Origin of the sequence: Streptococcus sp. K0074 (assembly GCF_048843365.1) — a bacterium.
GTDB classification, from domain to species: Bacteria; Bacillota; Bacilli; order Lactobacillales; family Streptococcaceae; genus Streptococcus; species Streptococcus mitis_BM.
On sequence record NZ_CP184836.1, the window covers coordinates 1,572,568 to 1,590,809 of the forward strand.

General features: G+C 41.5%; 16 protein-coding genes and 1 pseudogene. 1 reads left to right on the forward strand and 16 read right to left on the reverse strand.

Going from position 1 to position 18,242, the window contains the following annotated elements:
* Positions 1–18: 18 nt before the first annotated feature.
* The 9 genes from ACN076_RS07730 to ACN076_RS07770 form a co-directional block, all read right to left on the reverse strand.
* The gene (locus ACN076_RS07730) at positions 19–909 is read right to left on the reverse strand and encodes a DNA polymerase III subunit delta' (protein WP_420789773.1); all 891 of its coding nucleotides are present in this window, start codon (positions 907–909) and stop codon (positions 19–21) included.
* Positions 906–1,544: a dTMP kinase gene (gene tmk, locus ACN076_RS07735; protein WP_420789774.1), complete on the reverse strand. Its 639-nt coding sequence runs from the start codon at positions 1,542–1,544 to the stop codon at positions 906–908. The genes ACN076_RS07730 and tmk overlap by 4 nt, the downstream gene beginning before the upstream one ends.
* A 229-nt stretch (positions 1,545–1,773) precedes the next feature.
* On the reverse strand, positions 1,774–2,571 hold the full coding sequence (proC, locus tag ACN076_RS07740; RefSeq protein WP_414369501.1) for a pyrroline-5-carboxylate reductase: 798 nt from the start codon (positions 2,569–2,571) through the stop codon (positions 1,774–1,776).
* A 3-nt stretch (positions 2,572–2,574) separates the two neighbouring features.
* Positions 2,575–3,837: a glutamate-5-semialdehyde dehydrogenase gene (locus ACN076_RS07745; protein WP_420789775.1), complete on the reverse strand. Its 1,263-nt coding sequence runs from the start codon at positions 3,835–3,837 to the stop codon at positions 2,575–2,577.
* A 9-nt stretch (positions 3,838–3,846) separates the two neighbouring features.
* Positions 3,847–4,956: a glutamate 5-kinase gene (gene proB / locus ACN076_RS07750; protein WP_420789776.1), complete on the reverse strand. Its 1,110-nt coding sequence runs from the start codon at positions 4,954–4,956 to the stop codon at positions 3,847–3,849.
* Positions 4,957–5,056: 100 nt separating this feature from the next.
* Positions 5,057–6,940, reverse strand: a complete 1,884-nt coding sequence (cbpE, locus tag ACN076_RS07755; protein ID WP_420789777.1) for a phosphorylcholine esterase CbpE — start codon at positions 6,938–6,940, stop codon at positions 5,057–5,059.
* Positions 6,941–6,942: 2 nt separating this feature from the next.
* Positions 6,943–7,830 (reverse strand): RluA family pseudouridine synthase, encoded by an 888-nt coding sequence (locus ACN076_RS07760; RefSeq protein ID WP_261032386.1) that lies wholly within the window; start codon positions 7,828–7,830, stop codon positions 6,943–6,945.
* Positions 7,820–8,281: a signal peptidase II gene (gene lspA, locus ACN076_RS07765; RefSeq protein WP_420789778.1), complete on the reverse strand. Its 462-nt coding sequence runs from the start codon at positions 8,279–8,281 to the stop codon at positions 7,820–7,822. The genes ACN076_RS07760 and lspA overlap by 11 nt, the downstream gene beginning before the upstream one ends.
* Complete coding sequence (locus tag ACN076_RS07770; protein WP_247939840.1) at positions 8,278–9,186, reverse strand: LysR family transcriptional regulator; 909 nt, start codon at positions 9,184–9,186, stop codon at positions 8,278–8,280. The genes lspA and ACN076_RS07770 overlap by 4 nt, the downstream gene beginning before the upstream one ends.
* On the opposite strand from ACN076_RS07770, the pseudogene ACN076_RS07775 reads away from it, so the two are divergent.
* A pseudogene (locus ACN076_RS07775) lies at positions 9,179–9,253 on the forward strand (AraC family transcriptional regulator); the annotation flags it as partial. The gene ACN076_RS07770 and the pseudogene ACN076_RS07775 overlap by 8 nt on opposite strands.
* 175 nt (positions 9,254–9,428) lie before the next feature.
* On the opposite strand, the gene ACN076_RS07780 reads toward ACN076_RS07775, so the two are convergent.
* From ACN076_RS07780 to ACN076_RS07810, 7 genes are all read right to left on the reverse strand, one after another.
* The gene (locus ACN076_RS07780) at positions 9,429–9,839 is read right to left on the reverse strand and encodes a DUF5301 domain-containing protein (RefSeq protein ID WP_045606291.1); all 411 of its coding nucleotides are present in this window, start codon (positions 9,837–9,839) and stop codon (positions 9,429–9,431) included.
* An 842-nt stretch (positions 9,840–10,681) separates the two neighbouring features.
* The gene (locus tag ACN076_RS07785; protein ID WP_420789779.1) at positions 10,682–11,632 is read right to left on the reverse strand and encodes an N-acetylmuramoyl-L-alanine amidase; all 951 of its coding nucleotides are present in this window, start codon (positions 11,630–11,632) and stop codon (positions 10,682–10,684) included.
* Positions 11,632–11,967, reverse strand: coding sequence for a phage holin (locus tag ACN076_RS07790; RefSeq protein ID WP_420789780.1), 336 nt, complete (start codon positions 11,965–11,967; stop codon positions 11,632–11,634). The genes ACN076_RS07785 and ACN076_RS07790 overlap by 1 nt, the downstream gene beginning before the upstream one ends.
* A 3-nt stretch (positions 11,968–11,970) precedes the next feature.
* The gene (locus ACN076_RS07795) at positions 11,971–12,387 is read right to left on the reverse strand and encodes a phage holin family protein (protein ID WP_261073147.1); all 417 of its coding nucleotides are present in this window, start codon (positions 12,385–12,387) and stop codon (positions 11,971–11,973) included.
* A gap of 9 nt (positions 12,388–12,396) precedes the next feature.
* Positions 12,397–13,017 carry a hypothetical protein gene (locus ACN076_RS07800; RefSeq protein WP_420789781.1) on the reverse strand — a complete coding sequence of 207 codons (621 nt, stop codon included), beginning with the start codon at positions 13,015–13,017 and terminating at the stop codon, positions 12,397–12,399.
* On the reverse strand, positions 13,017–13,229 hold the full coding sequence (locus ACN076_RS07805; protein WP_420789782.1) for a hypothetical protein: 213 nt from the start codon (positions 13,227–13,229) through the stop codon (positions 13,017–13,019). The genes ACN076_RS07800 and ACN076_RS07805 overlap by 1 nt, the downstream gene beginning before the upstream one ends.
* The gene (locus ACN076_RS07810) at positions 13,226–18,238 is read right to left on the reverse strand and encodes a tail fiber domain-containing protein (RefSeq protein WP_420789783.1); all 5,013 of its coding nucleotides are present in this window, start codon (positions 18,236–18,238) and stop codon (positions 13,226–13,228) included. The genes ACN076_RS07805 and ACN076_RS07810 overlap by 4 nt, the downstream gene beginning before the upstream one ends.
* Between the last annotated feature and the right edge of the window lie 4 nt (positions 18,239–18,242).

An 18,242-nucleotide genomic window follows, 5' to 3' on the forward strand; every position in this document is an offset into this window, starting at 1 on the left:
TATCATTCATTTTTGAGTTTATATTTCTTTCAAGACCAGATATTCCATGGCATTTTGAAAGCTGACATTAGCTTGCCACATTTTTCTAGCTTCTAGCAAATCTTGTAGAATCACTCTTACTCTTGCTTGTAGGATATCTTGTCCACAGAGAACTTCAAGAATCCGTAAAACCTGATCTTGTTTTTCCTTGTCATCTGCCAAGCTAGCTAGTTTAGCAACTTGCAAATAACTTTCTTTTTTCTTAGCTACTAACCAAGTCAGCAGGCGTTCACTTTCATCGACCAAGGTCCAAAAGACTGCCTGATTTGCCAACTTTTCTGCTTCAGCTCGCGATTGACTAAACTGAGCTAGGAGAGTCGCTTTTTTCTTAACCAGTCCCATTTGTTCTAAGAGCAATATGAGTTGTTCTTCTTGCTTTTTAAAGTGGAAAATTTGAGTCCGACTACGGATGGTCGGTAAAATCTTTTCTTCATCGCTTGTCAAGAAGAAAATATAAACCTCACTCTGAGGTTCTTCGATGACCTTGAGCAGAGAATTGGCTGCGTTGGGGTGCATCTTCTCAGCTTGCTCGATAATAAAGACCTGTTGCTGGCTTTCAATCCCTGCTTGAGAAAACTGTCCCACCAATTCCCGAATGCGTTCTGTCTTGATGACCTGATTGACTGGCTTAATCAAGGTGACATCGGGAAACTCTCCCTGTTCAATCAGCTTGCAATTTCGACATTTCTCACATGGTAAAACACCTACTTTATCTGTACAAAAGAGGCTCTTAGCTAAAAATTGAGCCATTTCCAAGCTTCCAAAGAAACCTGAAAAGAGGTAGGCATGATTGAGCTGGTCTTGTTCTAGGACACGGACAAAGCGGTCAAACTGATCTGGTTGCCAAGCCTTTAGTTGATCTTGTTTCATTTAATCAAGCCCATTCTCTCAAACAAGATATCCTTGGTAGTTTCCACAACTTGCTCTAAAGGGAGACTAGCATCAATCTTGACAATGCGATTTCCTTCTTTATCCAGAAGAGAAAGATAGCCTTTACGAACTTTTTTATGCAAGTCCAAACCTTCCAAGTCCAAACGATTGACCTCGCGGTCACTATTAGCAGCAATGCGAGCCAGTCCCTCTTCCACCTCGATGTCAAAATAGAGGGTCAAATCGGGTTTAAGGCCATCTGTGGCAAATTTATTGAGCCAATCAATGGAGTCAATGTCCAAACCACGACCAAATCCCTGATAGGTAACAGAACTATCAATGAAACGATCCATAATAACCAACTTGCCAGCTTCAAGGGCTGGAAGAACTTTTTCCACCAAGTGCTGTCTGCGACTGGCGATATAGAGAAGGAGTTCTGTCTTAGCATCCATCTGAGTATGACTTGGATCTAAAATCACTTCCCGAATCTTCTCCCCTATCAAGACTCCGCCAGGTTCACGGGTCGTCAACACTTCTACTCCTTTTTCCTGTAAAATTGGGAGCAGAGCCTCTAAAACACTGGTCTTTCCTGCTCCCTCTGGTCCCTCAAGAGAGACTAAAAATCCTTTTGACATGTCTAACTCATTTCTTTTTTACTACTTCTATTCTATCAAAAAAATAGAGGTTTGTGACAATCTTTTTTGTCTTCTCATTTCATACTCAATGAAAATCAAAGAGCAAACTAGGAAGCTAGCCGCAGGTTGCTCAAAACACTGTTTTGAGTTTGCAGATGGAAGCTGACGCAGTTTGAAGAGATTTTCGAAGAGTATCAACCACCATAAAAGAGGCAGACAAATCCACCTCTTATTTACCTAGTTCTTGTGTTCGTTTGTAGGCTTGACCAACTGCATCCATGACTGTTCCTCGAAAAGCATGCGCTTCTAAGCTTGCTACACCAGCGATAGTCGAACCACCTGGGCTACAAACTTGGTCTTTCAAGACCCCAGGATGCTCTTGGCTTTCTAGGACCAATTGACCAGCTCCAACCACAGTTTGAGCCGCCATTTTCAAGGCCGTTTCTCGTGGCAATCCAGTCTGAACACCTGCATCTGCCAAGGCCTCAATAAAGAGATAGACAAAGGCTGGCCCACAACCTGCAAGACCTGTCGCTGCATCGATTAATCCTTCTCCTAGTTCAACCAAGAGGCCAGCATTTGCTAAAAGCTGACAAAAGAGCTCACTGTCCTCAGCACTACAATTAGAAGACAAGGCATAACTAATCACTCCTTGCCCAATAGAAGCAGGGGTATTTGGCATCATACGAATAATTCTGTGTTGACTTGGGATAAGACTTGCTAGTTTTTCTAAAGTCAATCCAGCTGCCATGGAAATCAAAAGAAGACTCTCTCGTTTTTCAAGGATGGTTTGGTATTGAGAAAGCAGTTCAGAAAACTGAGCAGGCTTAACTCCTAGAAAAATCACATCTGCTTCTGCAAAAATTTCTTCGTTGCTAGAAGCTAGACCACCGAAGTTGGCGATGAAAGCATCCACCTTGGCTTGACTACGATTGGCAAGGAGAATCTGAGCACCCGTCTTTGCCTGCAAAACAGCCTTAGCCAGACTAGCACCCATATTCCCCAAACCAATAAATCCAATCTTCATCTCTTACTCCCTTATCTGTCCGTCACCAGCAACCACATACTTGTAACTAGTCAACTCCTTCAAGCCCATGGGACCACGCGCGTGCAATTTCTGAGTTGAAATCCCCATTTCACAACCCAGACCAAATTGGCCACCATCGGTGAAACGCGTTGAGGCATTGACATAGACTGCTGCAGAGTCCACTTGATCTGTAAAGTAAACCGCAGCTTCAGCATTTTCCGTCACAATGGCATCCGAATGATGGGTACTGTGGGCTTCAATATGGGCAACCGCTTCTTCTAAACTGCTCACAACCTTAACAGCTAGGACATAGTCTAAAAACTCAGTGTCAAAGTCTTGTGCTTCAGCAGTTTGGCCTGAAACAAACTGACTTGCTTTGCTATCCAAGCGGAATTGAATTGGTTCCAACCCAGCTTCTTTTCGATCGACAACTAGCACTTGCTCCAAACGAGGAAGGAAGCTTGCTGCCTTGTCTTCATGAACAAGGAGAACCTCCATGGCATTGCAGACAGAAGGACGACTGGTTTTAGCATTGTTGATGATAGACAGAGCCTTGTCTTCATCTGCGTCCTTATCGACATAAACATGGACAATTCCAGTTCCTGTCTCGATAACTGGTACGATAGCATTCTCAACCACGGCATTAATCAAGCCAGCCCCTCCACGAGGGATGAGAAGGTCTAGATAACCCTTTGCCTTCATCATGGCATAGCTACTTTCTCGACTGGTATCTTCCACTAGTTGAATCACATCTGGGTGAATAGTAGTCGTTTCCAAGCCCTTCTTCAAAGCTGTGACAATGGCATGGGCTGTTTGATAGGCGTCCTTACCACTACGAAGAACAACTGCATTTCCACTTTTAAGAGCCAGAGCAGCCGCATCAGACGTCACATTTGGACGGCTTTCATAGATTATACCAATAACTCCCATAGCTACACGTTTCTTTGTGATAACCAAACCATTTTCAAGTTGACTTGTTTCTAAAACTTCACCGATTGGATCTGGTAAGGCAACCACTTCACGAATTCCAGTTGCCATCGCTTCTATACGACCTGCATCCAAATAAAGACGATCCAGCATCACATCTGAGATTTTACCCTTGGCCGCTGCCATATCGAGAGCATTGGCCGCTAAAATCTCCTCAGTAGCAGCCACTAAGTAATCAGCCATGGCTAGCAGGGCTTGGTTTTTCACGACTTCACTAGCTGTGTTGATCGATTTTTTAACAGCCTGTACCTGTTCAAATTGTTCTTGTGTACTTACCATAGTTTACCTCTAAAATTCTGTAAAGAGTAGTTGGATTTCAGGAGTAATGGAAATCCAGTCATCACGGTGAATCAAGACACCCTTGGCTTTTTGAGAACGCAACATATCCTCCAAAGCAGATGCCCCAAATTGTACGCGTCCTTTTCCAAGTGATTTTCCACTTTCCTTGTCAAATACTGTCACGATATCACCGTAAGAAAAGGCTCCTTCTGCTTCAACAATACCAGATAAGAGAAGACTCTTTCCATGTTGAGAGAGAGCTTCAGCAGCCCCTTTATCAACCCAAATAGAACCTTGACTCTGAGCATAGAAAGCCAGCCATTGTTTCTGGGTACGGAGTCCCTTCTCTTGCGCAACAAAGTAAGAACCATCCTTGGTCTCCTCAGCCGCCTCAATCATGGCATCTGCCTTCAAGGATGAGCAGATATAAACAGGAACTCCTGATTCTGTCGCAATAGTTGCAGCCTTGATTTTTGTTAGCATGCCCCCAGTTCCATTTGACGAGCCAGCTCCACCAGCCATATCAATAATCTCACGATTAATGGTCTCGATTCGCTCCAAGCGTTTAGCTCTTGGATCTGAATTAGGATTTCCAGTATAGAGGCCGTCTACGTCTGTCAAGAGAACCAAAAGGTCTGCTTGGACCATAGCCGCTACCTGTGCACTCAGAGTGTCATTGTCCCCAACTTTGAGTTCATCAATAACAACACTATCATTCTCATTAATGATAGGAATCGCCCCACGGCTAAGTAGAACTGACAAAGCTTGATGGGCATTTTTATAACGACGCTTATCAACAAAGTCGTCCTGGGTCAGCAAGATTTGTGCAGAAACGATTTGGCGCAAGAGAAGATTGGTCGTGTATTCTTCCAACAAAAGTCCTTGCCCTACCGCTGCTGAAGCCTGTTTATCAGCAATCTTAGTCGGACGTTTTTTAAATCCTAGGGCTCCAAAACCAGCAGCAATGGCACCTGACGATACCAAAATCAACTCATGACCAGCCTCGTGCAACATAGCCAACTGCTGGGTAATAGCCTTTACCTTACTACGTGATAAACTTCCATCCTCATTTGTCAGAGAAGAAGTTCCCACCTTAAAGACAATCCGTTTGTATTTCATAGTCTCACTCCGATTCTTCATATTTATCCATTATAACATGAATAACAGGAAATAGAAAAGAGTTGATAGGAAAAAGAAGGCCCTAAAACCTTCTTTTTTACTACTGTTCTGATTCCGATTTGTTTGCACTCGTTTCAGAGCTTTGCGAAATTACTGAAGTCAAATCTTGACTAGTTGAAGAACTTGTAACACTTTCGTTCTGAGTCGTTACTTTATTTTCAAGATCTTTTTTCACTACTTCACTGGATTCTTTTGTCTCTGAATTACTTGTAACTTTAGTTGTAGCGGATTTCTCTACAGGAACATCCACTAACCAGGCACCACTTGAATCAACAGTATAGCCTTCTGGTGTCTTACTGTTCACAAGCAATTGACCATTTTCTTTCAAGAAGTACCATTTATCCTTGTCTTTAATCCAACCAACAGCTCGTGAACCATCTTCCTTGTAGAAATACCAAGCATTTGCCTTTTTAAGCCAACCTTGCTTCATAGCTCCTGAATCTTCTAGATAGTAATGATGACCAGCAACTTCTATCTCGCCTGTCTTCATGATACCAGTAGAATCCATATAGTACCAGGTTTCTTTATCTTTTACCCAGCCCGTTTTCATTTCTCCTGATTGAGCAAAGTAATACCATTGCCCCTTATATTGAAGCCAACCTGTCTTCATAGAGCCATCATAATCCAAATAATACCACTGTTCTTTATCTTGAATCCAACCAGTTTCCATCTGGTTTTCTTTGTTAAAATAATACCAGATTCCAGCGATTTTCTTCCAATTCTTAGCAGAAGCACCAGAGTCTGTCAAATAGAACCAACGATTGTTCCATTTTTTCCATTGATTCTGTAATAAGATCCCCGTTTGGTTAAAGTAATACCATTCACCCTTAATTTCATTCCAACCGACAGCATATTCTCCTGTAGAATCAGGTGCTTGATACCACCAGTTTCCATAAGCACTCTTATGCCAACCAGCTTGAAAACTTGGAATCTTCTTGTAGGAAGTTGAAATGTTTACTAAACCGTCTTGTCTAATATCAAAAACTGTCGCATCATAGTCTTTGCTGGCTGCGTTAATTCTCTCAATTCCTCGTTCTTTAAGCCAATTGACATACTCACTATCGACACCATTTTTCCAAGGTAGACTATCTGAAGTTTGAACAATCAAACTCGGACTCAAATTTTTAATGAAATCCTTGGTGTTTGATTTATTAGTATCATAGTGATGATTAAACTTCATCAAATCAACTTTTCCAATAAGAGGACCATACTTGTCTTCTGCTCCATGAACATTATCTAAGTCGCCCCCAAGGTAAATTTTCTTGCCATTGACTTTCACTACACTAATCAAGGAATTGGAATTGTCATCCCAAATTTTCTTTAATTCACCTGATGAATCTGTTTCATTTTCATAATTATAGAGTTGAATATCCATGTCCCCAAACTGAAAATGAGCATCTCCTTGTGTGATGTTTTGAATCACTGAAACACCTTTTTCTGCGGCAGTCTGTAAAACCTTATCATAGCCATACAGATTATCCCATAAACGTTCAGAATTAGTAATACGATTATCACTATATTTTTTAAGATAGACTCGGTCAACAGGATAGGTAGACAGTAATTCATCAACATTTCCAATATGGTCACTGTGAGTATGGGTTACTAAAATAAAATCAAGTTTTTGAACACCCAATTCCTTCAAACGACGAAAGACACGGTCTGTTAGAACATGCTTATAAGACGTTTCAATTCCTTCTCTCCATGGATAACGAGAATCACTTCCATCTGGGAAATCATAATCTTCTCCTGTATCCACCATGGCAAAATGTCCATTGCTTTCAAGAATAATCGCATCACTGCCACCTTCATGAACATTTATAAAGTGAATTTTATTTCCTGAACTTTCTTGAGCTTGAACATCTCCATACCATGACAAACCTAAAAAAGCGCCTGCAAGTGCTAAACTAATCAATTTCTTTTTCATTATTACTTCCTTAATTTCTCCAAAGTTTCCTTAAAAATTTCTGGAATATCTGCTGAAAATTCCATGGTCTCACCTGTTCTCGGATGAGTAAATCCTAGAGTCTTGGCATGAAGAAATTGTCCATGCCCTTTCAGAGTCTTGCGAGGACCATAGACTTCATCACCAGCGACTGGATGACCAATATAAGCCATGTGGACACGGATTTGGTGGGTACGTCCTGTCTCCAGCTGCAACTCCACTAAGCTATAATCACCAAAGCGTTCCAAGACGTGGAAACGAGTCACTGCAGGCTTACCTTTAGCAGTCACAGCCTGTTTCTTACGGTCTTTTTCACTACGGCCAATTGGAGCTTCAATCACACCACGATCATTGGGCAGATTTCCATGAACAATCGCCCAATATTTGCGGAGAGACTTTTTATCCTTGAGTTCTTGGGCAAGTGCTAGATGCGCCTCATCATTTTTAGCAATCATGAGAAGACCTGACGTATCCTTATCAATACGGTGAACAATTCCTGGACGCAGAACTCCATTGATACCCGACAAGTCCTTAATATGATACATGAGGGCATTTACCAGGGTTCCACTGGTATGACCAGCACTCGGATGCACAACCATCCCCTGAGGTTTGTTAACGACAGCCACATCCTCATCTTGGTAGATGATGTCTAGCGGAAGATCCTCAGCCACATACTCTAAAACCTCTGGTTCTGGCACATGATAGGTGACGACATCACCCTCTTGGACCGTGTACTTAGCTTTCTTGACTTGGCCATTGACCAAGACCTGCCCTGATTTAATTTGTTCATTCGCGAGACTGCGTGATAATTCTGTCAAATCCGACAAAGCCTTATCCAAACGCAGGCCACCAGTTTCAATTTTAATTTCCATTTATTTCCTCTTTTAGCATTGCAATTAATAAAATAATCACTCCAACAGTCAGATAGCTATCTGCCACATTGAAAATTGCAAAATTTATAAAGTCAAGGTGGAACATATCCACAACAAAGCCCTGACTCACCCTGTCAATAAAGTTTCCAAGACCACCTGCGATAATCAAGGTCAAACCCAAGACCATCCAGAGTGAGTCCTCCATGTGTTTATGCAGATACCAAATGGCACCTACCACGACAACCAGAGTAATGACAGCAAATAACAACTGCTGGTCTTGTAGCATCGAAAAGGCAGCCCCTCGATTTTGCAGGTAGGTCAAGCTAACGAAATTGGGAATCCAAGAGCGCACTTCACCCAGTGGAATCTGCTGGACGATATAGGATTTTACCAACTGATCAAGCCCAATCAAAAGTAGTACAATGACTACCACTATTCCTCTTTTTTTCATGATTTCCTCTTCTGATTAAAATATTCTTGCATGACTTCTACGAAAAGATTCCCAGCTTGACTAAGCTCCACTTCTTCACGTTTAACATAGACCATGCGATTATCCAAATTATCCTTGAGACGAATGACTGTAATCCCATTGACACTGTCACTATCTAAAAATCCGGAACCTGTTGCATAAGCGTCCGTCCGCTCCAAAATACCATTCAAAGTAGCACGGTCTGTCACATTGAACATCTGCGAGCTCGCACTGGTATCAACAAAGTTCTCTGAATAATAAAGGTACTCATCTTTCTCTTGAGTGAAACGAACCGTTGGTAGATCAGCTAAATCCTCCATAACCAATTCCTCTTTCTGAGCCAAAGGATGCCCCTCGCGGAGATAAATGTGGGTATGGAAGGAAATCAATTCAATGACCTCCAGACCTAGCTTTTCAACCCGTTGCATAATACCTTTTTTATTTTGATTGTTGAGGTAGATAATCCCAATCTCACTATGCCCTTGCGCTACTTCATCTAAAATTTGAACAGTAGTTGATTCAAAAATACGAAAGTTCTTATAATCAGGATAGCGCTCTGAAAAGGCCGTAATGGTTGGTGGCAAGAAGTCATAGTGCTGACTAGCAATGGAAAATTCATCCTTTTCTTCCTCAGGATTGGCATACTGATTTTGAAAAATATCAAATCCTTTAACCAATTCTTGCGCTTTTTCATAAAATTCCATACCACGACGAGTCAAGAAAGTCCCTGAGCTGGTCCGACGGAAAATCTTAAAGCCCAACTCTTTTTCCAAATCACGAACAGAAATAGACAGACTCGGCTGACTAACATACATCTTTTCAGCAGCTTCACGAAAAGTACCGCTATTCGCAATAGCCACAACATAGCGTAATTGTTGAATGTTCATCTTCTACCCCCAACTTCTTTATCTTTTCATTATACCATATTTTAGAAGTTTTCCAAAAAGGAAAAAAGTCTGGAAATTTTCAAGTCTAAGCGAATACTCTAATACCCCAATACAAGAATTAGAATGATATCTTTTTTCAGTCCTCATTTTATTTCAAACAAATAAAAACAGCAAATCTTGTTGATTTACCGTTTAAAACATGATACAAGAAAACTCTCTAAAAATTTCTTTTATTCTATAAATCAACTAGAATAAGCTTCTTCAACCCTATTGGCTATATCTGGACTTACTTGCCAAATCCCAACATAAGGTTGTTCAATATACTGTTTTTCTTTCATAGTATATAGATAGACTACACTATCATTTTCTTCATTCTGATGAGTGAATTTGATAATGATGTAATCTTTAACATTTGTCGGTTGATCATTTAAACTTTCTAAAGTTGTAGAGGTGGACTGCTTCTGTATCTCGTCAATCAATTTTGAGATTTCTTCTCTCTTGGTTATAGTTTTAATATCTTCAGAGATTTTTTTCTGCAGGGAAATTACAGAGATCGTTTCAGGTTCAGGAAGAACAAGTTTTTTCTTACTGACACAAGCAGATAAAACAAGAAAAGAGATTGAACAGACTATTATAGTGATAATTTTTTTCATACAGGTTTACATCCTTTCCATATTTCTGCTAGCTTACTAAGATAAAATTATTATATCAAATATTAGCAATTTTTACAATATCTTATTCCCTTATAACATTCATTACTGTAAAAGGCTCACATTCCACTATTTTATAATTGTATCTAAAAGACAAAGTAGCCGACAAGTTCGCTTCTTACATTGGTTTTTAAAATATGGGTATCAGCGTGGGTATCAAAATAAAAAAATAGGCTCTCCGAAAACTCGGAAAGCCTTAGTTTATGCTACTTCTAGCTTCCTCGCCTTTATATTTCAAGGCTCGGGATAAAAAGGTTCACTGGACCTTTTTATTTAGCGATTGGGTAAACAGAAACTTGTTTTATAAAAATAGATTTTAATAAAGTTAAATAGCGTTCAAAGTCTTGTCAAATCAACGCTTTTATGGTTTGCGATATATAAAAAAGTGACATATAAATTACTTTTGGGTACCAAAATGGGTACCAAAAATCGTGATCTCTAATGCTATGTTTAAATAAAAAATCTTCATCAAAAATATTAATTTTAACAAAACACCGTTTTTGACAATAATACCCTGCCATTCCTCCTCTCTATTCTTCAAGAAAACGCTTTTTTAAACAATAGGATTTAGACTTTGGTTTCTAATCGTTCAAAATGCGTGTTTTTGCAAAATAGAAATACAAACTCTAATTTTGTTAACGTCGACAAAATTGGCAACCAAGGGCTTTGTAAAGCTATTTGTTGATGTCAACAAGTCAATTTCAGAGCAAACAAAAAAACCGCAAGCCTGAGCCTGCGGTAGAAAGAACAATTTAGAAAGTTTCCTTTCATTTTATTTTTTAAAATTATTTAGTCGTAATCAAGCCGTCTGGCTCTACTGTGAACTCTGGCTTATCTGCCATTGTTCCGTCTGCCTTGATGTAGTACCAGCCTTGACCTGCTCTGACGAATTCATTAGATACCATGTTTCCGCCCTTACTATCAAGGTAGTACCAAGTATCTTTGTACTTGACCCAGCCCGTCTTCATGGCACCTTCTACATCGAAATAGTACCACTTCTCAGCGATTTTCTTCCAACCTGTCGCCATTTCTCCTGAGTTATCAAACCAGTACCAGTTGCCGTCTGAGTGCTTCTTCCAGCGGTCTACAAGCATGTAGCCTGAGCCGTCAAAGTAGTACCAAGTTCCGTTGATTTTCTCAAACTTGTCTTTTGGATAAGAGCCGTCTGAGTGTACATACCAATAGCCTGTATCATTCTTCTGCCAGCCTGTTTCAGAGCCTAACCCGTTCTCAATATCTCGCTTAAACTGTTCACGGCTAACACCCCATTTCGCAAGATAAGGATACGGGTCAACGTGATCGCTACTGTTATCCGGCTGGTTATTGGTACAGTATTCATGCGTTTTGATACCTGCCAAGTCGTCTGTATCAAGAGTTTTAGGCAAGCCTGCTTCATCTGCTAAGTTTCGCAACAATTCGATATACAGGCGGTAGTCTGTCATGAACTCTTCTTTAGTTGAATGGCTTTCAATCAATTCAACTGCTGCATAGGTCTCAGCATTCCAACCGCCACCAACGTCCCACATTCCCTTGTTTACAGGACCTACCTGCATAACACGGCCATTTCCAACGATATGAGAAAAGAACCCAAGTCCAGGGTCCTTTCTATAGTGGTAGTCCGCCTCATTTTGAGCAGTTGAGTTGCGGTTGCCTGTTGAGTGGGCATGTACTTGACGGAAAGGCTCAAACCCAACAATCGGCAAGTCTGTACGTAGTCTGCTTGTATCGATATCCATTACTCTTCCCCTTTCCAAGCGTCGTTCATCTGCTTCACAGCTGACTCTACAAAGGTGTCTAAGTCCTTGTCAGTCATGCTGATATTATATTTGGTCAGCTCAGCTCGGACTTTATCACGAGCTTGCTCTAGCTTTTCATCACCCTTATAGCCTGTTTCAGCTGCGACCTGCTCCACGGCATGAACCGCATTTTTAGCTAAGATTTCAGCGATTTTTACCGCTCTTTCCCCGCCCTCTTTGATGAGGTACTCCTTGAACGCTTTAACTGCGATAGCAAGCAAAATAATTGCAATGCTTACTGCTCCGTTTGTGATAATTTCATTAATTTGTTGCATTTATTATTCTCCTTTATTTTTGTCATCATCGTTCTCAAGCAATCGTTGGAATGCTTTCAAGATTGGCTGAAAAAGAGTGACATTTCCTTTTAATTTGCGATAATTCTCAATGAGTGATTGAAAAGTAAATGCGATGTACCCGAGATAGATCGAGTACAAGAATGCGAAGCCTGTCTTCTCAGGCAAGAGTACAGACATCGGGATGAGGATCATCAGTAAAAGGACCCCTAGAATTTTGCGAAGGAGTCCATTAATACCGATTTTGCTCTTATACTCGATGTCAGGATTTGCGATAGCAGCAATTGTCCCTGTTACAAAATCAATGATTTCCATTGAGACAATCAATGCCAGAGCGTACAAGACCAGACCATCTTCAGTCTGGACGACGCTTCGGAAAAAATTGAAAAATTCAATTTGCATACACACCTCCTATTCTTTAGGTTCGTACTTCCATGCTGCGCCTGTTCCGTCCATTTCAAGACGACCGTTACGGGCAAAGTCGCTGACAGTCTCACCGTTGTAGGTAAATTCCTTGTTCAACTGAACCAAGATACGCTTACCTTCGCCATCTACTTCAACATGCGCCGGGTCTTCGATGGTAATCAAGTCATGTGCCATGTAGCGCTTTCCAACCTCAGCCAGTGGAATGAGTTCGACCAATTCCTTGTAGTTGGTTCCATAAGCGATTGTCTTGCCAGCTACAGCATTTAAAACGACCGCATGGATGATTTTCCCATAGCGGTCAGTCTCTTCTTGATTATGCTTAACAGCTTGGTCTGTGGCCGTCTGTTTCGCCTCTGTCTCAGCCAGTTTCTGTTCTGCTTCTTGCAGTTTAGCCTGTGCTTGCACGATGGCGCTTGTTGGGTCAAGCTCTGTGCGGATATGGTCCAGCACTGCTTGAATCAAGGTTTCTTCATTGTCCTGCGTATGGTCACCATGCAATTCTACTTGCTCGTAAGAATAGCGTCCGTTGTTTTCCATCTTGATTGCGACTACTGTCACATTTTCTGCACCTTTCAAATAAGGCTTGATTGCTACTTCGTAATTCATTAGTTAGTTCCTTTCATTTTAGCTTGTGTTTTTTCAAATAACTCTTTTAGAGCTGGGTCATATTCTAGGACCTTTTTCATCGTGTGTAATTCGCTTGCTGCATACAAATAAAGAGCCTCATTCTTAGCTGATGCTTGCTCACTGACTGCCAGCTTTTCAGTCAGCGAATCAAGTGTTAACTGATGCACTACTGCGTCCATGTTGTTATTCATGCTATTGTTTTCTCCATTTTTTCTATTTTTTGGTTTAATTCTTGGATGGCCTTGATTAAGTAAGGCACCAATTCAAATGTGCGATATGAGTATGCACCATCAGGGTTTTCAAAAAATGCTTCAGGGGCATATTTCTGGACATCTTGAGCCATGATACCGCAAGCGATATCTTCTATTTTTCCATCGTATTCTTTGCGATAGCTGTATGTTTTTAAATTATTGATAGCATCTAGACCAGAAACTTGACTATCTTGAATATTGGATTTATAACGACGGTCTGAGATTCTTTTATTCATCTCAATCCAGTCTCTACCACTATTACCTTGCCTATCCAAATATAGCCACTCACCGCCTTGTGAATTATCTTTCCATAATTTGTTGTATATAGGTGAGTAAAGCCACTCGCCGCCACTATAGGTAATACGACCAGACACCCTCAAACTACCATTTATCACTGCTCCATTTGAAAACGACGGTTGACTATAAAAATTCACTGTTGATCTATTCGAAAAGTCGACCTTCCCGTGAAAATCCGCTCCGTTTCGGCAATACATATTTCCTAATGTTGTTACATACCAGGCATTGGGACCAGGATAGTTCCAACTGTACCCCCAATTCGCCCAAAATGCAGTATTTTCGCCATTGTAGCTTCCTCCTTCACCATTCCCCATGCCAACTGAGAATTGGTTGATACCAGAAATCCAGCGACCTCTTCCTTGGTCAAAACGCCCAATAGTGAATCCACCAATCCTTCCTTGATAGGCTTCCAGGAATGTTGATCTAGAAACGACTGACTCGACTTTGGTCGCAAAAATTTGTTTAGAAGTTAGTTGGTCAATAAATGCTTCATTTGTAATCATTTTCCTAATAAACGCATTATCAAATCTCACTTTATCAGCCGTGACCGCTTCAGCGTCTAATATCTCAGTCGTGACGGAACCAGATTCAAAATTTGCCGTTTTCAGCTTATCAATCATAGCTGACTTGATAACTGCGTTGTCAATCAGAGTTTCACCAGTGATGTGGGTCAGCTTACCGTCAAATCGATTATGGCCATTAGCGCCCAGATTGATTCCAGAGATGATATCTCCAGCAGAGTTGATGTTTTGAACGGCCCATGAACCAGCTAGTTGAGTCATTTTTGTTTGCGTTGCTTCAAGCTTCGCATTCGCATCTGCGACTGCATCTTCTGGAGCTGGTTGCCAGAGTCGATCATTTGACCCTTCATAGAAATCTAACTCTGTCATGAATAGCCCACCCCATTTATTTGGGTTGTTCCGTTCATACTCAAATTGAAGGTAACCGTCATCGAAATCTCCAACATTAAATTGGAATGATTTCTTGATTGCTCTACTTCCATCAAATATAGGTCCATCTGTCCGCATTGGCTTGCCATCATATATAAGCTGTTTTTCTTCAAAATCAGAGATTGAGCCTTTTTTTCGCTTACAGAAATAAATCTTTAAATATTTTGAATTGTTGTCAAAAGCTAAAATGTTCAATATGTAATCAGTGCTACGCTTGACAATGAAGCGTGGACTTTTTACGAGTGCTCCTGGTCTCAATTCAAACATTTTTTTCTGACCATTGAAGTAGAATTGATGCGCTGTGAATCCTAATCTTCCGTCTGCTTCTGTCCAGTATTTCAAACCGTCGTCTGCTCGTGAATTTCGGAGCATATTCGGGCCGCCAACGTTGGCATATTTCCCAACCTCGACCTGGAACAGTTGATTGGTTAGAGCAATGCGAGCGACCTTATTAGAAATATCATTCTCGTTGCTACCAATAATACGCTCATAGAGCTGGCTTGTCTCTCTGACTCTCTGGAAGTCTGCCTGGTTAGCCTTGCCAGCAATCTGAGATGTGATACTTGCGAATTGACCATCTACCGTCTGCTTATATCGAGCAATCTTTGAAGCGATATCATTGTTAGTCTGCGTGCTTATCGCACTAAAACGACGTTCAAGACCTCTCACGTCTTCTTGATAAGCTGATTTACCAACAAAATCACGATTGACCAGCTCACGGACGGCTGTCGCTTGACGAGCACTCTCTTCGCGAGTGTAACGCTGTAGGGCTTCCTGTCTCTGACCGTCTTTATTGACATATTCTTGAATAGCTGATAAGTCGGTTCGCAATCCCTGAGCCGTTCGCTCAAAAGTAGCCTTGGCTTCAGTGATGAGGCCGTCAGTATCTTCAGGTGCTGGACTCCAATCAGTTGCGACATTTCCTTTCTCAATCTTCACGTCCCATACACTTTTGGTAGCTTCCTTGTGATAAGTGTTAACGCGTAGATGATAGATTCCTGTCGGCTTATCCCAAATGATTTTCGTTCCTGTTGTACCTGTCTTAAGGTCCGATACAATTTGATAATTGCTGACATTTTTGTCCATAATCCAAAGAACTACATTATCAGACTCCTTATTCCTGTCGTGATGGGCCGTAAAGTTACCGTCCGTTTTGGCAGAAATGATGTATTCCTGACCCTGTTCCATATAGATAGACGTCTGTCCTGCATAGAGAACATTATTATCAAAATTAGCTGGCTTCCGATCTGGAAGAAAAGGTCCTTTTGACCCTTTCAACAAGTTCGTTCCACCTACTCGCAAGCTGGAAAATTCTTCTCGCAATTTCCCGGCTTCAGCCACAACTAAGATCTTATCTGCCTTGTCTTTGGTTGCGTTCAGAATTTCTTGTCGGATAGAGCCAGCTCGCACATCAAATTCAGCTAGACTCAACTTCTGATTCAGCTTGTCTTGTGTGTCTGTCTCAAGTCTCTTCACAGACTGTCTGATATTTTCAGCAGTCACATTGAGCGAGCTGATATCCGCTTTGGTTCTTAATCCTTCAGTCAGTCGGCTGACACCAGCTTCCAGCGAATCAGCGCGCTGTTTGAAGTTGGATTCAACGACTGAGACACGGTCTTCCTGGTCTTCATAGGCTGGTTGATAGGCTGGAAAATAATTGCCAACCGATAACGTAGCGTTCTCAATGACGACTTGGAGACCAGCCGGGAAGCCAAAATTTGTACCAAAACGGATAAAGACATTGTTAGTCTGATAGATTTCAGAAGAGCTAGACAAGTCAATTGTGAACTCAAAATGTTGACGTTCGGTAGTCCCACCTTTAAACATGAGTTTATAGCCATACCACGGATGGGCGCTAAAGTGAACATTGGCTTGTGTATCACTTGTTAAGGCAACAGGGAAAGTCACGTCGAAAGATAAGCGGACATAATCTCGCTTGAATCTATCATTATTCTTCCAAAAATCAGGAACGATGAATGTTCGGTAGTCGTATGTCGCTTGATCTCCTGTTGTGAACGTTCTTGAACGTGAATTCCTGAAGTAATTTCGTGAACTACCAGCCTGAACACTAGCTATTTTACTAGCTAGTTCATCAGCAGTCTGCACGAGCTCAGACTTACTAGCCTTACCATCGGCCAAGCTGGTCAGCTCTGTTAGTCTACGCGTTGTCGACTCTTCATAGGTCGCTTGTGCTGACTTCACACCAGCCAGTTCATTCTTGGTACGGTTAAGTGCTTCAACTTGTTTGGCAATCTCAGCTTCAGCCTGTGCTTGCTTCGGTCGAATATCGTTTGCGATAGTTCGTTTTAGAACATCCAAATCACCCGACAGAGCCGTTTGAGCGCTCGTAGCCTGTTTCTTGAATTCTTCAAGTTTGGCAACAGAATCCAACCCAATCCGCTTCGCTTCCTGAGCAAGCAGGCTACTTGCGCCAGCGTTTTGTAAGGCTTCTATAGCTTTGCGCTTGATTTCTTGTAATGGACCATTATCAAAGCTGTCAAAACGCTGATTGATAGTGTCAGACAGTTCTTGCTTGATTTCTTCGGCCTTAGCCTTGGCAAGTTCGATACCGTCATCTATCTCTTTTTTACGCTTTTTGAACTCAGCGTCAAAGGCTGCGTCTGCTGCTTCAATCTGCGCTTGGATTTTCGCTTCAATGCCATCTTGTTGCTTAATCTGCTTGGTAATCGTACCCTCGTAAGAGTACTGAGTATCGTTTCCAGCCTTACTATCTGCACTGATACGACCTCTCAGACCACCTTTAAAAGTGAAGCTCTGACTTAAGACAGGAACTTTAAATGTTTCTTTCTTGTTGGTCTGAATGGTTACCCACTGCCCAACCTCAAGCAGTAAATGCCCTTGGTAGTTGAGATTGTAAGGATAGTAAGTCAGGTTTTTCAGTTTGTAATACAGGTCATTTAAAGCGCTTTGAGTCATGAAGACATTGTCCAATTCCAAAGACCGACCTGTCTTCATACCGACAGTCAGAGATTTCTTATCTGTCTTACAAGTGATACCAGCTATCTGATACTCAATCTCACTCTTGGTTAAACCATGTAGGAAGTAACTATCTGCGTTAATCGTGATGTTAGACTCAGTTAAATCACGGATTTCCATCTTGCCTTCTCTGTTGAAGAAGCAAGACATTCCAATCATCTGAGTCATAGCGCTCAGCATATCCCTGAACGAAAGTTTCTTACCTTCAGGAACTTGCTCGACATGGTAACGCATAGCACTGATTCCGAAATAGTCATTCGCTAACTCAATGCCTGTTTTTAGGCAGATTTCCTGAATAACCTCTCGTACTTCAGCTGGGAAATGCAAGTCTGTCACATACTCACGATTGAGCTTAAACATACCGTCCATGAGCTCCAGCGTGGTTGTGTTGCGGTTTCGGTCAATCTCAATATCGTTGATGAAGTATTCTCCCATCTTGACCCACTGGTAGGTATCCCCAACCAGCAGACCAATCTCAGGGTGTAGAATATCCAGCTTATTGAACGTGGTAATGATGCTGGTAAAAGTAATCTTACCGCTACCAGCACATGTTCCACCAGGCTTATATGTATCGCCCTTGATGTAGCCATACTCAAAACTAGCCTCTTTGATATCCTGTGAAGCATAATCTCCAACACGGATAGCCAGCGTCCTGTTTTTGGCAAACATAGCTCTGTCAAATTGTCGTCTGGTTAAAGCGTCCATCTTC

What these genes read in the sequence shown, in the direction of transcription:
- ACN076_RS07790 (WP_420789780.1), bottom strand. Translation starts at nt 11,967, where the DNA reads ATGCAACAAATTAATGAAATTATCACAAACGGAGCAGTAAGCATTGCA.
- cbpE (WP_420789777.1), bottom strand. Translation starts at nt 6,940, where the DNA reads ATGAAAAAGAAATTGATTAGTTTAGCACTTGCAGGCGCTTTTTTAGGT.
- lspA (WP_420789778.1), bottom strand. Translation starts at nt 8,281, where the DNA reads ATGAAAAAAAGAGGAATAGTGGTAGTCATTGTACTACTTTTGATTGGG.
- proC (WP_414369501.1), bottom strand. Translation starts at nt 2,571, where the DNA reads ATGAAGATTGGATTTATTGGTTTGGGGAATATGGGTGCTAGTCTGGCT.
- ACN076_RS07760 (WP_261032386.1), bottom strand. Translation starts at nt 7,830, where the DNA reads ATGGAAATTAAAATTGAAACTGGTGGCCTGCGTTTGGATAAGGCTTTG.
- tmk (WP_420789774.1), bottom strand. Translation starts at nt 1,544, where the DNA reads ATGTCAAAAGGATTTTTAGTCTCTCTTGAGGGACCAGAGGGAGCAGGA.
- ACN076_RS07805 (WP_420789782.1), bottom strand. Translation starts at nt 13,229, where the DNA reads ATGAATAACAACATGGACGCAGTAGTGCATCAGTTAACACTTGATTCG.
- proB (WP_420789776.1), bottom strand. Translation starts at nt 4,956, where the DNA reads ATGAAATACAAACGGATTGTCTTTAAGGTGGGAACTTCTTCTCTGACA.
- ACN076_RS07810 (WP_420789783.1), bottom strand. Translation starts at nt 18,238, where the DNA reads ATGGACGCTTTAACCAGACGACAATTTGACAGAGCTATGTTTGCCAAA.
- ACN076_RS07770 (WP_247939840.1), bottom strand. Translation starts at nt 9,186, where the DNA reads ATGAACATTCAACAATTACGCTATGTTGTGGCTATTGCGAATAGCGGT.
- ACN076_RS07785 (WP_420789779.1), bottom strand. Translation starts at nt 11,632, where the DNA reads ATGGATATCGATACAAGCAGACTACGTACAGACTTGCCGATTGTTGGG.
- ACN076_RS07730 (WP_420789773.1), bottom strand. Translation starts at nt 909, where the DNA reads ATGAAACAAGATCAACTAAAGGCTTGGCAACCAGATCAGTTTGACCGC.
- ACN076_RS07780 (WP_045606291.1), bottom strand. Translation starts at nt 9,839, where the DNA reads ATGAAAAAAATTATCACTATAATAGTCTGTTCAATCTCTTTTCTTGTT.
- ACN076_RS07745 (WP_420789775.1), bottom strand. Translation starts at nt 3,837, where the DNA reads ATGGTAAGTACACAAGAACAATTTGAACAGGTACAGGCTGTTAAAAAA.
- ACN076_RS07795 (WP_261073147.1), bottom strand. Translation starts at nt 12,387, where the DNA reads ATGCAAATTGAATTTTTCAATTTTTTCCGAAGCGTCGTCCAGACTGAA.
- ACN076_RS07800 (WP_420789781.1), bottom strand. Translation starts at nt 13,017, where the DNA reads ATGAATTACGAAGTAGCAATCAAGCCTTATTTGAAAGGTGCAGAAAAT.